This window comes from Bacillus sp. FDAARGOS_235, assembly GCF_002073415.2.
GTDB lineage: Bacteria > Bacillota > Bacilli > Bacillales > Bacillaceae_G > Bacillus_A > Bacillus_A toyonensis.
Map to the genome: position 1 here is coordinate 1,223,293 of NZ_CP020437.2, position 14,012 is coordinate 1,237,304.

Annotated in this window: 13 protein-coding genes, 1 pseudogene and 2 other annotated features; of the genes and pseudogenes, 3 read left to right on the forward strand and 11 right to left on the reverse strand. The window is 36.9% G+C overall.

Annotated features, from left to right (window positions below):
• Positions 1 to 42: 42 nt before the first annotated feature.
• Genes ilvA through ilvE form a run of 6 tightly spaced genes read right to left on the reverse strand, consistent with a single transcriptional unit; the run spans position 43 to position 6,931 of the window.
• A complete protein-coding gene (gene ilvA, locus A6J74_RS07855) occupies positions 43 to 1,305 on the reverse strand; it encodes a threonine ammonia-lyase IlvA (protein ID WP_000250552.1) in 1,263 nt (420 codons plus the stop codon).
• Positions 1,306 to 1,336: 31 nt separating this feature from the next.
• On the reverse strand, positions 1,337 to 3,010 hold the full coding sequence (ilvD, locus tag A6J74_RS07860) for a dihydroxy-acid dehydratase (RefSeq protein WP_001255831.1): 1,674 nt from the start codon (positions 3,008 to 3,010) through the stop codon (positions 1,337 to 1,339).
• 46 nt (positions 3,011 to 3,056) lie between these two features.
• Positions 3,057 to 4,070, reverse strand: a complete 1,014-nt coding sequence (gene ilvC / locus A6J74_RS07865; protein WP_000861155.1) for a ketol-acid reductoisomerase — start codon at positions 4,068 to 4,070, stop codon at positions 3,057 to 3,059.
• A gap of 14 nt (positions 4,071 to 4,084) precedes the next feature.
• The gene (locus A6J74_RS07870) at positions 4,085 to 4,297 is read right to left on the reverse strand and encodes an ACT domain-containing protein (RefSeq protein ID WP_000019908.1); all 213 of its coding nucleotides are present in this window, start codon (positions 4,295 to 4,297) and stop codon (positions 4,085 to 4,087) included.
• Complete coding sequence (ilvB, locus tag A6J74_RS07875; protein ID WP_000392596.1) at positions 4,294 to 6,009, reverse strand: acetolactate synthase large subunit; 1,716 nt, start codon at positions 6,007 to 6,009, stop codon at positions 4,294 to 4,296. Before ilvB ends, A6J74_RS07870 begins: the two co-directional genes overlap by 4 nt.
• 22 nt (positions 6,010 to 6,031) lie before the next feature.
• The gene (gene ilvE, locus A6J74_RS07880) at positions 6,032 to 6,931 is read right to left on the reverse strand and encodes a branched-chain-amino-acid transaminase (protein WP_000528149.1); all 900 of its coding nucleotides are present in this window, start codon (positions 6,929 to 6,931) and stop codon (positions 6,032 to 6,034) included.
• 151 nt (positions 6,932 to 7,082) lie between these two features.
• Positions 7,083 to 7,322: a binding site (T-box leader), on the reverse strand.
• Between the two features lie 68 nt (positions 7,323 to 7,390).
• Positions 7,391 to 7,636 (reverse strand) — a binding site (T-box leader).
• A 258-nt stretch (positions 7,637 to 7,894) separates the two neighbouring features.
• Between ilvE and A6J74_RS07885 the strand changes: the two genes are divergently transcribed.
• A complete protein-coding gene (locus A6J74_RS07885) occupies positions 7,895 to 8,653 on the forward strand; it encodes an SDR family oxidoreductase (protein WP_000911812.1) in 759 nt (252 codons plus the stop codon).
• Between the two features lie 90 nt (positions 8,654 to 8,743).
• Positions 8,744 to 9,280, forward strand: a complete 537-nt coding sequence (gene msrA / locus A6J74_RS07890; RefSeq protein ID WP_001291855.1) for a peptide-methionine (S)-S-oxide reductase MsrA — start codon at positions 8,744 to 8,746, stop codon at positions 9,278 to 9,280.
• A gap of 167 nt (positions 9,281 to 9,447) precedes the next feature.
• Here the strand turns inward: msrA and A6J74_RS07895 are convergent.
• The 5 genes and pseudogenes from A6J74_RS07895 to A6J74_RS07920 all read right to left on the reverse strand — a co-directional run bounded on the left by A6J74_RS07895 (position 9,448) and on the right by A6J74_RS07920 (position 12,865).
• Positions 9,448 to 9,647 (reverse strand): annotated as a pseudogene (locus A6J74_RS07895) (hypothetical protein).
• A 293-nt stretch (positions 9,648 to 9,940) separates the two neighbouring features.
• Complete coding sequence (locus tag A6J74_RS07900) at positions 9,941 to 10,837, reverse strand: RCC1 domain-containing protein (protein WP_001106793.1); 897 nt, start codon at positions 10,835 to 10,837, stop codon at positions 9,941 to 9,943.
• A gap of 164 nt (positions 10,838 to 11,001) precedes the next feature.
• Entirely contained in the window at positions 11,002 to 11,643 is a 642-nt protein-coding gene (locus A6J74_RS07905; protein WP_000387083.1) for a FusB/FusC family EF-G-binding protein, read from the reverse strand.
• Positions 11,644 to 11,753: 110 nt separating this feature from the next.
• Complete coding sequence (locus A6J74_RS07915; RefSeq protein ID WP_001015540.1) at positions 11,754 to 12,440, reverse strand: DUF421 domain-containing protein; 687 nt, start codon at positions 12,438 to 12,440, stop codon at positions 11,754 to 11,756.
• A 161-nt stretch (positions 12,441 to 12,601) separates the two neighbouring features.
• Positions 12,602 to 12,865: a CD3324 family protein gene (locus A6J74_RS07920; RefSeq protein WP_000878303.1), complete on the reverse strand. Its 264-nt coding sequence runs from the start codon at positions 12,863 to 12,865 to the stop codon at positions 12,602 to 12,604.
• Positions 12,866 to 13,191: 326 nt separating this feature from the next.
• On the opposite strand from A6J74_RS07920, the gene A6J74_RS07925 reads away from it, so the two are divergent.
• A complete protein-coding gene (locus A6J74_RS07925; protein ID WP_000726868.1) occupies positions 13,192 to 13,896 on the forward strand; it encodes a polysaccharide deacetylase family protein in 705 nt (234 codons plus the stop codon).
• Positions 13,897 to 14,012 lie beyond the last annotated feature (116 nt).

A 14,012-nucleotide genomic window follows, 5' to 3' on the forward strand; every position in this document is an offset into this window, starting at 1 on the left:
AGCATTTTCCTTGCTTGTATCTATCTTTTTTTATTTTTTTTACTAAATAAGCAAATCAAACAAAACAGGATTTTTATTAAGCTCCACAAATTGAATATCATTTTCTTTAAAACGAGTAATTAATTGCTCATAATCTTCTTTATGTTTTAATTCTACCCCGACCAGCGCTGGACCATTTTCTTTATTATGTTTCTTAATATACTCAAAGCGCGTAATGTCATCTTCTGGTCCTAATCCTTTATCAAGAAATTCTCTTAGCGCACCTGAACGCTGCGGAAATTCAATGATGAAATAATGCTTTAACCCTTCGTAAATGAGAGAACGTTCTTTCATTTCTTGCATTCTATCAATATCATTATTTCCACCACTTAGCGTACATACAACTGTTTTACCTTTTATTTCATCCCTGTATAAATCAAGTGCTGCAATAGAGAGTGCACCAGCCGGTTCAGCTACAATTGCATTTTTCTTATACAGTTCTAAAATCGTCGTACAAACCTTTCCCTCTGGTACTAAAACAATGTCATCAATGACATCTTTACAAGTTTCAAATGTTAACTTCCCTACTTTTTTGACAGCTGCTCCATCAACAAAACTATCTATTTTCTCTAATGCTACATTTTCGTTTTGAAGGAAAGCCTCTTTCATAGATGCAGCCCCCATCGGCTCTACACCAATTACCTTTGTAGCTGGACTAACACCTTTCACATATGTACCTACACCCGATGCTAACCCACCGCCGCCAATTGCTGTAAAGAGATAATCAACTGCCTTATCCATATCGTGCATAATTTCAACAGCTACTGTTCCTTGCCCTGCAATTACATACGGATCATCAAACGGATGCACAAATGTCATCCTATTTTCCTCACAATAGCGCTGCGCTTCTTGAAAAGCACCATCAAATGTATCACCAACTAACATGATTTCTGCAAAGCTACCACCAAAAAATTGAACTTGTGATACTTTCTGTTTTGGTGTCGTTGTTGGCATAAAGATTTTCGATGGAATATTTAATAAATTACACGTATACGCAACTCCTTGTGCGTGATTGCCAGCACTTGCACAAACAACACCATTTTGTAATTGTTCTTTCGACAAACTTTGAATTAAATTGTATGCACCGCGAATTTTGAAAGACCGAATTACTTGCAAATCTTCTCGTTTAATATACACCTCACATTCGTATTTTTCAGATAAAACCTTATCACGTTGCAAGGGCGTTTTCATGACGATATCCTTCATACAGTTATGAGCCATAAGGATATCTTCAATCTTCACTCTCTCCTTCACATTTTGCACCATTTTCTATCATCCTTATCTCTTTTATTTTGACTCAATCAAAATTCGGCACCTTTAAAACTGCACCTGTATTCGCCGATGTTACCATCTGAGAATATCGTCCAAGCCAGCCCGTTTTCACTTTCGGTTCTGGTCGTTTCCATTCTTTTTTACGTTTTTCTAATTCCTCATCACTCACTCTTACTTCTAGCAAGCGTTCCTCAACATCAATACATACAATATCCCCTTGTTCAAGTAGTGCGATTGTTCCACCCGCAGCTGCTTCTGGTGAAATATGCCCTACCGAAATGCCACGTGAAGCTCCAGAGAAACGTCCGTCCGTTAATAATGCAACCTCAGCACCTAATCCCATTCCAGCGATTGCTGATGTTGGTGCTAACATTTCAGGCATACCCGGTCCGCCTCTTGGCCCTTCATAACGAATGACAACTACATCTCCTTTTTTCACTTTCCCAAGCATAATGCCAGCCAATGCCTCATCTTGTGAATTAAAAATAACGCAAGGTCCTTCAAATCGTTTTACTTCGGTTGCCCCGCTTTTAATAACCGCTCCATCTTTCGCTAGATTTCCTTTTAAAATACGTAAGCCCCCCTCTTCACTATGAGGGTTTTCAAGAGAATGAATCACTTCCTTATCTTTAATCTCTGCATGAGCAATGTTTTCTCTTAATGTTTGCCCAGTAGCCGTAATACGGTCTAAATGAAGTACCCCTTCTTTTCTGCTCATCTCTTTCAAGATTGCACTAATTCCGCCCGCTCGATCAATATCTTCCATATGCCAGTTAGAAGCTGGACTTACTTTACATAAATGCGGTACACGTCTTGAAACAGCATCAATACGGCTCATATCATAATCTAGCCCTGCCTCTTGTGCGAGTGCTAGCGTGTGTAATACTGTATTCGTTGATCCACCCATCGCCATATCAAGTGCAAAAGCATCGTCAATTGCTTCTTCTGTTACAATATCACGCGGCTTAATATCTCTTTCAATTAAAATTTTCAGTTTCTCTGCTGCTTGTTTAATTAACTCTTCACGTCTTGGATCAATTGCTAAAATACTACCGTTTCCAGGAAGGGCTAAACCTAATACTTCACATAAACAGTTCATAGAGTTCGCTGTAAACATGCCGGAACAAGAGCCACAAGATGGACAGCCATGATCTTCAATATCTTTTAATTCTTCTTCTGAAATTTTCCCAGATTGATAAGCTCCTACCCCTTCAAAAACAGAACTAAGGTCAACAACTTCCCCCTTAGATGTTTTCCCAGCTGCCATCGGTCCACCTGAAACAAACACAGTCGGAATGTTAATACGAAGAGATGCCATCATCATACCTGGTGTAATTTTGTCACAGTTTGGGATACAAATCATGCCGTCAAACCAATGTGCATTTACAACCGTTTCTACTGAATCTGCAATAATTTCACGACTCGGAAGCGAATAACGCATACCGATATGTCCCATCGCAATACCATCGTCTACTCCAATTGTATTGAATTCGAATGGTACCATACCTGCTGCACGAACGGCTTCTTTTACAAGTTTCCCAAACTCGTTCAAGTGCTTATGCCCTGGAATAATTTCAATAAAAGAATTACAAATCGCAATAAACGGCTTATCAAAATCCTCATCTTTCAAACCAGTTGCTTTTAATAAACTACGATGTGGCGCTTTATCAAAACCTTTTTTAATCATGTCGCTTCTCATCTTGTCAAATCCCCTCTTACGTATTTTTCACTTATATTCTCTTAATCTATTTCTTTACTAACGTTTTCTTTTCTGGTTCCTTAATCCAGCTCATCATTTCACGAAGCTCTGTTCCTACTTTTTCTAACTGATGATTTTGTTCTGCTTTTTTCATCGCGTTGTATGTTGGACGACCTGCTTGGTTTTCTAAAATCCATTTTTTCGCGAATTCACCTTGCTGAATTTCTGTAAGTACTCGTTTCATCTCTTTCTTCGTTTCATCTGTAACAATTCTTGATCCTGTTACATAATCTCCAAACTCTGCCGTATCTGAAATAGAATGGCGCATGTTCGTTAATCCACCTTCGTACATTAAATCAACAATTAACTTTAATTCATGCAAACATTCAAAGTATGCAATTTCAGGACGATATCCGCCTTCCGTTAACGTTTCAAAACCAGCTTTTACAAGTGCAGTTACTCCGCCGCAAAGCACAGCTTGCTCACCGAATAAGTCTGTCTCTGTTTCTTCCTGGAATGTCGTTTCAATTACACCTGCACGTGTACAACCTACACCTTTTGCATATGCAAGAGCTACATGTAATGCCGTGCCGGTTGCATCTTGATGCACTGCAACTAATGCCGGAACACCATTTCCTTCTTGGAATACACGGCGAACGAGATGACCTGGGCTTTTTGGTGCGACCATCGCTACGTCTACGTAACTTGGCGGATTAATTTGTCCGAAGTGAATATTAAATCCATGTGAGAAAAGTAACATTTGTCCTTCACGAAGATTCTCTTCTACTTCTGTTTTATAAACATGTGCTTGTTGTTCATCCGGCAATAACATTTGTACAACTTGTGCGGTTCGAACCGCTTCTGAAACGGACATTACTTCAAACCCATCAGCTTTCGCTACTTCATATGACTTACCAGGACGAACACCAACTACAACTTCCACACCAGAATCACGTAAATTTTGTGCTTGGGCATGACCTTGAGATCCATATCCGACTACCGCAACTGTCTTCCCTTGTAATAACTCTACTTTTGCATCTTGCTCATAATACGTTTTCATATTCCATACACTCCTTATAATTTGTTTACTTGTAGTACATTGATTAATTTTTTCAGCTGACTGATGAGTAATGTTGCTTCTTGTTCTGTACAAACTGTTGTTAACTCCATTTCATTTTCATTTAAATTTAATGAAGAAATATAATAACCACGCCGAGCAAAAATTCCACTTATGCGTAATAAGACGTTTGGGTCGTTATGGATAACTAGTGAAAAAGTATGACTCATTCTTCCCACCTCTTCATCATCATTTCATTATTCCCTTTGTTTGGCGGAACCATCGGAAATACGTTTTCACCTTCTTCTACACAAAAATCAACTACGACAGGACCTTCATGAGCAAATGCTTCTAACATCACTTGTTTCGCCTCGGTTGAATTTTTCGCTCTTAATCCTTTCACTCCATAAGCTTCTGCGACTTTCACAAAGTCTGGCGATCCAATTTTTGATTCTGACAAACGATTTTCATAAAACATTTCTTGCCATTGCCTTACCATCCCTAAAAATTTGTTATTTATAATAAATACTTTTACAGGGATGTTATTTTCAGCAATTGTTTGTAATTCTTGAATGTTCATTTGAAAAGAAGCATCGCCTGCAATACAAATGACGAGTTCTTCTTCTTTCGCAAGCTGAGCACCAACTGCCGCCGGGAAACCAAACCCCATCGTTCCTAGTCCGCCAGATGTTAGAAAAGTCCGTGGGTTTTTCGCTTTATAAAAATGTGCAGCCCACATTTGATGCTGTCCTACTTCTGTCGTAACAATCGCTTCACCGTTCGTTAATTCACTTACTAGACTAATAACATGCTGTGGTTTTAACTCACCTTCTTTTTGATTGTAGGAAAGAGGATATTCCTCCTTCCATTCCTCTATTTTCGTAAGCCATTCATTTGTTTGTGTACGAATTGGCATATGCAACAACATGTGTAACGCTTTTTTCACATCTCCAACAATCGGATATTCCACAGTTACATTTTTATGGAACTCCGAAGGATCTATATCAATATGTACCTTTTTCGAATGCGGAGAAAAGAGTTCTAATTTTCCTGTTACACGATCATCAAAGCGAACACCTAAAGCAAGTAGTAGATCACATTCAGTGACTGCCATGTTTGCAGCATACGTTCCATGCATGCCGAGCATTCCTAAAAACAATGAATCTCCCGGCGGATATGCACCAAGTCCCATTAAAGTGGAAACGACAGGAATACGGTTCTCCCTCGCAAACTTGATGAGTTCTTCAGATCCACCTGAATGAATGACGCCTCCTCCAATATATAGAAGTGGGCGTTTAGCTTTTGAAATTTCTTTAGCCACTTCTCTAAGCTTCCTACTGTCTGGCATAGGCTCTATTTTGTATCCTGGAATCTCAATTACTTCATTATAAAAACTTGTTACCTTTTCATTTTGAGCATCTTTTGGAATATCAATTAATACTGGTCCTGGTCGCCCGCTTTCGGCGATGTAAAAAGCTTCTTGTACAGTACGTGATAAATGATTCACATCACGAACTTGGTAATTATGCTTCGTAACAGGTACTGTAATCCCGACAACATCTGCTTCTTGAAATCCGTCTTTTCCGATGAGAGATTTTGCAACTTGCCCTGTAATAACAACTAAAGGAATCGAATCCATATAAGCATCTGCTAAGCCCGTAACTAAATTCGTCGCTCCTGGCCCAGAGGTAGCAAAGACTACCCCGACCTTTCCAGAAGCTCTCGCATACCCTTCAGCCGCATGAATGGCAGCTTGCTCATGACGAGTTAAAACGTGCTTCAATCCACTTCCATATAACGCATCGTATACTGGCAAAATCGCTCCGCCCGGATAACCGAAAACAGTCGTTACACCTAATTTTTTCAAGCATTGAATAACGTGTCCGGCACCTGTCACTTCTTCGCACTGTAATTTCTCACATGTTGTATACTGTTCCTCCATTTCGATTAACTCCTCTCCCTTTCTACGCTAAACTTTCCGCCAGTCCTGGAACACGTACTCCTCTTTCTCTCGTCAATTTTTTAAACTCTTCAGTTAATCGTTTCGTTACACTTCCTGGTTTCCCATCTCCAATTTCTCTAGAATCAACTTTTACAACTGGAATTAACTCTGCTGCCGTTCCTGTTAAAAACACTTCATCTGCTACATATACGTCATGGCGAGTAAATGGCCTTTCCTCACACGAGATATTAAGACGCTCACATAACTCGATAACACTATTTCTCGTAATACCTTCTAGCGCCCCTAAATACGAAGGAGGTGTTAGCACTCTTCCATCTTTCACAATGAAAACATTATCTCCAGACCCTTCACAAACATATCCTTGTTGGTTAAGCATAAGCGCCTCGAGTACGCCTGCTTGCGCTGCTTCAATTTTTACAAGTACATTATTTAAATAGTTCATTGACTTAATACGTGGATCTAATGCATCTGGCGTATTACGTCTTGATGCTACAGATACAACGCTTAGTCCATTATCATAAAATTCCTGAGGGAATAACTTTAATTGTTCTGCAATAATAATTACGCTCGGTTTCACGCAACTCCTCGGGTCAAGCCCTAAATCCCCTTTTCCTCTTGAAACAATTAATCTAATGTAGGCATCAGCGTATTCATTTTTTTGAAGTGTCTGTAAAACGGCTTCTTCCATTTCTTCTACCGGCATTGGAATCGTCAGTAAAATAGATTTCGCCGATTCATATAATCGTTTCACATGTTCTTTTAGACAAAATACATTTCCTCCATAACTACGAATCCCTTCAAATACACCGTCTCCATATAAAAAACCGTGATCATATACTGAAACAACTGCCTTTTCTTTTTCTACAAATTCCCCATTCATATAAATGTACTGGTTACCCATCTCACATCGCTCCTCTTTTTTTCTCTCTATTTTTGCAATCTATTTCTACATCGATTGCTGAGATAAGTATTTTAACAGAATATTCAGTATATAAATCTTAAAAATATACTCATCTCAACAATCGATTACGTACATACTTGTAGCAATCCATTGCTGAGACGAGGGAATCGTGGTACCACTCAGCTTCCTTACACTTCTCACGAAATATAAGCTTTGCAAGTCCAATTAGACTTTTGTTTTTCTATCGGAAACAATTCCGCTACTTTTTACTAGTTTTCAAAAGTAGTGCTCCGAGGTGATCTTCAATGATTCGATTGTTACTACCCTCACAGCCTTGGGGCAGCTCTCTGAAACAATCTATATCATTTACTCTCCTCTTCCACGCATTCTTTTATTCTATTTTTATAAAAGAAAAACTCTCGCCTCAGCAATCAACTACTACAACTTAGTAGCTTTGATTGCTGAGGCGAGAGTTTCGCGTTACCACTCAGCTTCCTTATACTTCTCGCGAAATATAAGCTCTGTAGGTCCAATCAGACCCCCGTCCTTTTACCGGAGACGATGCCGCCGCCCTCTACTCAGTTTCCCTTTCGCAAGCGATGCTCCGAGGTGATCTTCAATGATTCGATTGCTACTACTCTCACAGCCTAGGAGTAGCTCTCTGAAACGATCATAATCATCTACTTTCCTCTTCTTTGCATATACAACATATAAAGTTAGAAAATTCTTAATTAACTTTTATTTGTTACACGTATTATAGGACGCGGTTCTTTTCATTGTCAACATGTTTTTTAGAAAAAAATAAAATTCATTCTATTTACTAGAAATCTATTTATTTTTTCTCAAAACAAAATCGGAATGAACTTCTTACACATACTCATATATTACTTAAGTATGTTCGCATTACTACATAAAGAAAAACTACTGACAAACATATAAAATTTATGGGGAGATGAGAATAATATGTTAAAAGGAAAAGTAGCGTTAGTTACAGGAGCAAGCCGAGGAATTGGACGTGCTATTGCTAAACGTTTAGCAAATGACGGTGCATTGGTTGCTGTTCATTACGGTAATCGAAAAGATGACGCTGAAGAAACTGTTCATGAAATTCGATCAAATGGTGGCCAAGCTTTTTCTATCGGCGCAAATTTAGAATCCTTACACGGTGTAGAAAACCTTTATAACGCTTTAGATACTGAATTACAAAAGTGCACTGGTGAAACACAATTTGATATTTTAATAAACAATGCCGGCATTGGTCCTGGTGCTTTTATTGAAGAAACGACTGAACAATTTTTTGATAGAATTGTTTCAGTAAATGCAAAAGCACCATTCTTTATCATTCAACAAGCACTGCCACGTTTACGTGACAATAGCCGAATTATTAATATTTCATCCGCTGCGACCCGCATTTCTTTACCTGATTTCGTTGCATATAGTATGACGAAAGGCGCTATTAATACAATGACTTTTACGCTAGCAAAACAGCTTGGAGCACGAGGAATAACGGTGAATGCAATACTTCCAGGATTTATTAAAACAGATATGAATGCAGAACTCTTGAGCGACCCGATGATGAAGCAGTACGCTACTACTATTTCCGCTTTCAATCGCTTAGGTGAAGTAGAAGACATTGCCGATACTGCTGCATTTCTCGCTTCTCCAGACAGCCGCTGGGTTACTGGACAATTAATTGATGTGAGCGGAGGATCTTGTTTATAAAAAACATATATTTTCAAATCTTTTTTATTGCGCAATAAAACAATTTATATAATACTATATAAAATATATACATTTAGGAGGATTACAGTAATGTCCGAAAAAACATACGAACTCGCAACCTTCGCAGGCGGTTGCTTTTGGTGCATGGTAAAACCATTTGATGAACTTCCAGGTATTCATAAAGTGCTTTCTGGCTATGCAGGAGGTCATATAGAAAATCCAGCATATGAACAAGTAAAAGCTGGAACATCTGGACATTTAGAAGTTGTTCAAATTACATTCGATCCTTCTATTTTTCCTTATCAGAAATTACTAGACTTATATTGGCCACAAATCGATCCAACTGATGATGGCGGACAATTTTTTGACCGTGGTCCATCTTATCGTACCGCTATTTTTTATCATAACGAAACACAAAAAGCGCTTGCTGAAAAATCAAAACAAGCTCTTGCAGAAAACGGTATGTTTAAAGATCCAATCGTGACTGAAATTCGTCCTGCTGCACCTTTTTACGAAGCAGAGGAATACCACCAACATTTCTATAAAAAGAACCCAGAGAAATATGCTACTGAGCAAAAGGAATCTGGTCGTGAAGATTTTATTAAAGAAAATTGGCAAAAAAAATAATAAAAATGCATCGTGCTTTCTTTACAAGTACGATGCATTTTTATCTTTGAAACAGGTACCATACAATTACAAAACCAATCGCTGTTAATGTCCAAATTATTATTTCGTTTTTCACTCTATTCTTTTTATTTGTCATTTCATCTTCTCCTAATAGTTATTAAACATATTCAAGATTTCCTTTGTTTAATTGCCCACTTGATGAACATAAATACATCCGTACAAATTCTTATAACAAGAGTACCAATGATTCCAATTGCAATTGAAATTACTAACATCTGTCCAAAACTAAAGAAGTTGTATATGTTATATAGAGTACGATACATACAAGTAGAAAATTTGGTAAAAAAAGCAAAAATCTTTTAAGCATTTCTTCACCTCTTCTTATGCTTTTAAACTACGTCTCCTACTGTAACTGTGAAATAAAACTTGTTCAAAAATGTCATATAAACCCTCATTTAACAAAAAAAAATAAGAATCCATTTTGAAAAGGATTCTTATCTTATTCAGCAAAATTAAGGTTTATTATATTCCACATATCTTATTCCATACTTACTCCCGAAATAGAATAATATTACTGGATATTTATTAGCATTTTAATATTTTGATTGCCCTACAAATATTAAGACGAATAAAACGGTTGAATCATCCAGTCGTAAAAAACTAATTACCCGGCAGGAGAATACCGCTCCAGCTACCTACATCGCATTGGCCAAATTCATTATTACCTACCGCTACCACCGTTCCGTCTGATTTAAGTCCGACCGTATGTGCACAACCAGCCGCTATTGCTACAATATCTCGCCAATCACTTACATTACATTGGCCATACTCATTCCAACCTACTGCCGCCACCGTTCCGTCTGATTTAAGACCGATTGTATGATTCGTACCAGCTGCTATTGCTACAATACCCCTCCAACCACTCACGTCACACTGGTTATGTTTACCATTCCCCACTGCCGTCACCGTTCCGTCTCGTTTAAGACCAACAGTATGAAGATAACCCGCTGTGACCGATACAATACCTCGCCAGCTGCTTATATTGCATTGGCCATATCGATTATTCCCCACTGCCGTCACTGTACCGTCCAATTTAAGACCGACTGTATGCCAGTCACCCGCCGCAACCGCCACAATATCTCGCCAGCCACTTACATTGCATTCTCCTTCTTTATTTCGGCCCACCGCCACTACCGTACCATCCAATTTAAGGCCAATAGTACGACGCCATCCCGCCGCAACCGAGACAATATTATGCCAATCGTGTACATTACATTGGTCATGCTTATTCCAACCCACAGCTACCACAGTACTGTCACATGCAAGACCGATTGTATGTGCATTACCCGTGTTCGTCGCCATATGAACATTACCCGCTGCGACTGCTTCAATATCACACCAGCTGCTTACATTGCATTCTCCTTCTTTATTTCGCCCCACTGCTACTACCGTGCCATCCAATTTAAGAGCAACGGTATGACCACGACCTGCCGCTATCGTATCTTTAGGCCACCGTTTCGCTTTTAACATTTCTTCTTTCGGTGAAATGTAATTCATCTTTTTCCTCCTTGCATATAAGCAACTGTATCCAAATAGATATTTTTATCTAATTTCATTATAAATGACCCAACTTTTTTTATAAATTTACAGCTACAAAAGAAGCCTATTATTACTTCTTCAAAAAATAAAAACCTCCAGTTTAAATACTAGAGGTTCCTTCTTTATTTCTTCAATCGTTCAATAAAATCGTTCAATTTATCAAGTGATTTCATATTCTGATTACAAGCTACACCATCTTTGCAAATATAGTTTCCCTTTTTAACGAAAGTTCCTGGTATATCACCTTTAATTTCCACTAAAAACATTCCTACTTCTTCATGCCCATGACATAATGAACAAATGCTTTTTTTATTTAAACTTTGAAAAGTTCCTTGCAGACCAACAAACTTATTTTTATCATTTTTCGCTATAATAAATTTCCTACTGGATCCTTTATCAATCCAGCTTAAATAGGATACTTCTTTCATATCCAGTTCTTCCATATCAGGAAGTTTTAATTTTTTCGCCTTAGGAAATAATTTTTTTAACGTTTGTGCTGTAACTTCCTGAAACGGAATTACATACGGATTTATTTTCATTAAAAACGCTTCTGCATCTTCTCTATTTTTAACCGTTACTACCGTATCAATTAACTCTTTCTGTTCATCCGTTACATTCTCAAATACATGTATTATCTTTTCAATTGCAAGTGATTTTAACGCTTGAATTACTCCTCTATCATTTGCCGTTGCATGCCCGTTTGCTAAAATATAAGCTTGTGATTTTATAAAATTATATTGATCACTTCTAATAAACGCTTCCATCTTTATCACTCCATACAAATTGTTGATCTAGTTTTATTGTATACAATGATTCAGTTTTTTGATATGTAAAAGATAACTTAGAAACAAACATTACATACATCGCCTATTCTCTACCGCTGCATTTCCTGACAAAAGAAACCATCGTCTGTTTTCCATTCTGCATATAATACGTCTTCAAATTTAGTAATTCCTTTTTGCTTTATTTGTTTATAAAGCCATCCTTCATCAAAACCTGCTTCCCTCAAATTATCCTTAACTACTTTCCCATCACTAATTAATGAAATCGGTAAGTATACAGGCTTATGTTTTAAACTTAAATCATTTATAGTAGGAGATCCATATTTACTTTTTTTCAATACACTTATGTTTCCGTTAGGTTCCAATATCATATACTCAACTTCTCGAATTGAAAATATATCTTTTTGTTGCCTAAGCATTTGTTGTAATTGGTTTATATCCAAATGATTTACGCTTAATTGTTCACGATCAATCTTTCCATTACGAATAATAATTGAAGGATATCCTTCAAAAAACCTTCTTGTTCCCCTTATTTTTTGTGTTATCACTTCTATAGTATAAATTAAAATTACCCAAACAAATACTGAATACAAAATAGACCATACTTTAATTTTAGGATCATATATTGAATTTCCAACGAGCTCACCTAGGACGATTGCAGAAATAAAATCAAAGGGCGTTAGCTGAGATATTTGTGTTTTCCCTAATATTTTTGTAGCAATTAATAGAACAAAAAAACCAACTAAAAGCTCTATCGTTATTTGTCCAATATGATTCATATATGTTCACCTTTCTACTTTTCAAGTGCTCTGTATACCATTTAATAAAAAAAACGGCACATTTTTTCTATTATCATGCCCGTTCACACCTCATATATCCAATACATATAAAACAAAAAGAGTCTGATTCAAAGTAATATATGAATCAGACTCTTTTCCTCTTATTTAGAATACACAATCTTTTTAATCGTTTCCCCAGAAAGAAAATATTCTTCTGCAAGTTGATGAATAGCAATTCCGCTTTTAAATGCTGCTTTAATCGCGTTATTTCTTTCATCTAATTGTTTTCTTCCTCCAGATCGTGTACCCCATTTATAATGTTTCGTTTCTTGTTTTGGAATGTAAATTGTTTCACCTTGTATATACTTTTGAATTTCAGCAATTAAACTTTCTGGTAAAACTGCCGCAGCCTTTACGTATTTCATTTCTGCTCGCCCCTTATTTTTTATGGTTCATTTCAATAAGGTGCAAAGCCAAATATAAAAAATGATACGAGCTCATTTAGGCGATTGTATATTACTTGTCTACCTCACGCAAAGTATCGCCATTTCCATACTTGGCTTTGCATGAGACGTTGCAGTGTCTGGCAATTGAATTATAATCGCCATATAAACACCTCCTAATATACCTTTTGCATTTTATTATATGATAAATTTCCTCTCCTTGCATCCACACCCTTCTTAAAGCACGAAATTACTTAGTTTGATATAATACTTTTTAATCAAATCAAAAATCATTGTGAGGTTACATTATGAAGAAAAAAATTATCATTACAATCGTTACACTATTCTTTATTATCACAGTATTATTCGGAACATACAAATTGATGAACGCAAGAAACTTTCAATTATTTGGAGATTTAACACAACGCGTAGAAACAAATGAAAAAGTAATCGCTTTAACTTTTGATGATGGCCCTACTAACAATGTAAAACAAATATTACCTTTACTGGATAAATACAACGCTAAAGCTACTTTCTTTTTAATTGGAAATGAACTAGAGAAAAATCTATCATTAGGAGAAGCTATCACGCAATCTGGGCACCAACTTGGAAACCATACATATTCTCATAATAGAATGGTTTTCAAAACACCTTCTTTTATTAAAGATGAAATAGAAAAAACGAATTCATTAATCCGGCAAACAGGATTTACAGACGAAATTGATTTTAGACCCCCTAACGGAAAAAAATTAATTGGGCTACCCTATTATTTAAATAAAAATAATATCGAAACGATTACGTGGGATCTTGAGCCTGATACTTTTTATAAATCTACAGCTGATAAAATTGACTACGTTAATAAAAATGTAAAACCAGGTTCTATCATTTTATTACACCCTATGTATGATAAATCTAATGAAAATTTACAGACCATTGAAGGTATTTTAGACTCTTTATCTAAAGAGGGATATCAATTCGTCACAGTAAATGAACTGCAAAAAAGAGCAAAATAAGGTGAAACTTTAATCAGTGGGGGGTGCCCATCCCCCACTTAACTTCTTCGCTTTCGCTGAGTTTTGAGGTGGGGGTCTTACTGCCCGGCAAATAAAAGGATAAAAAAGGTAGCGTA

Excerpts from the sequence above, each read along its gene's own strand:
- ilvA (WP_000250552.1), bottom strand. The coding sequence starts at position 1,305 with ATGGTGCAAAATGTGAAGGAGAGAGTGAAGATTGAAGATATCCTTATG.
- ilvD (WP_001255831.1), bottom strand. The coding sequence starts at position 3,010 with ATGAGAAGCGACATGATTAAAAAAGGTTTTGATAAAGCGCCACATCGT.
- ilvC (WP_000861155.1), bottom strand. The coding sequence starts at position 4,070 with ATGAAAACGTATTATGAGCAAGATGCAAAAGTAGAGTTATTACAAGGG.
- A6J74_RS07870 (WP_000019908.1), bottom strand. The coding sequence starts at position 4,297 with ATGAGTCATACTTTTTCACTAGTTATCCATAACGACCCAAACGTCTTA.
- ilvB (WP_000392596.1), bottom strand. The coding sequence starts at position 6,009 with ATGGAGGAACAGTATACAACATGTGAGAAATTACAGTGCGAAGAAGTG.
- ilvE (WP_000528149.1), bottom strand. The coding sequence starts at position 6,931 with ATGGGTAACCAGTACATTTATATGAATGGGGAATTTGTAGAAAAAGAA.
- A6J74_RS07885 (WP_000911812.1), top strand. The coding sequence starts at position 7,895 with ATGTTAAAAGGAAAAGTAGCGTTAGTTACAGGAGCAAGCCGAGGAATT.
- msrA (WP_001291855.1), top strand. The coding sequence starts at position 8,744 with ATGTCCGAAAAAACATACGAACTCGCAACCTTCGCAGGCGGTTGCTTT.
- A6J74_RS07900 (WP_001106793.1), bottom strand. The coding sequence starts at position 10,837 with ATGAATTACATTTCACCGAAAGAAGAAATGTTAAAAGCGAAACGGTGG.
- A6J74_RS07905 (WP_000387083.1), bottom strand. The coding sequence starts at position 11,643 with ATGGAAGCGTTTATTAGAAGTGATCAATATAATTTTATAAAATCACAA.
- A6J74_RS07915 (WP_001015540.1), bottom strand. The coding sequence starts at position 12,440 with ATGAATCATATTGGACAAATAACGATAGAGCTTTTAGTTGGTTTTTTT.
- A6J74_RS07920 (WP_000878303.1), bottom strand. The coding sequence starts at position 12,865 with ATGAAATACGTAAAGGCTGCGGCAGTTTTACCAGAAAGTTTAATTGCT.
- A6J74_RS07925 (WP_000726868.1), top strand. The coding sequence starts at position 13,192 with ATGAAGAAAAAAATTATCATTACAATCGTTACACTATTCTTTATTATC.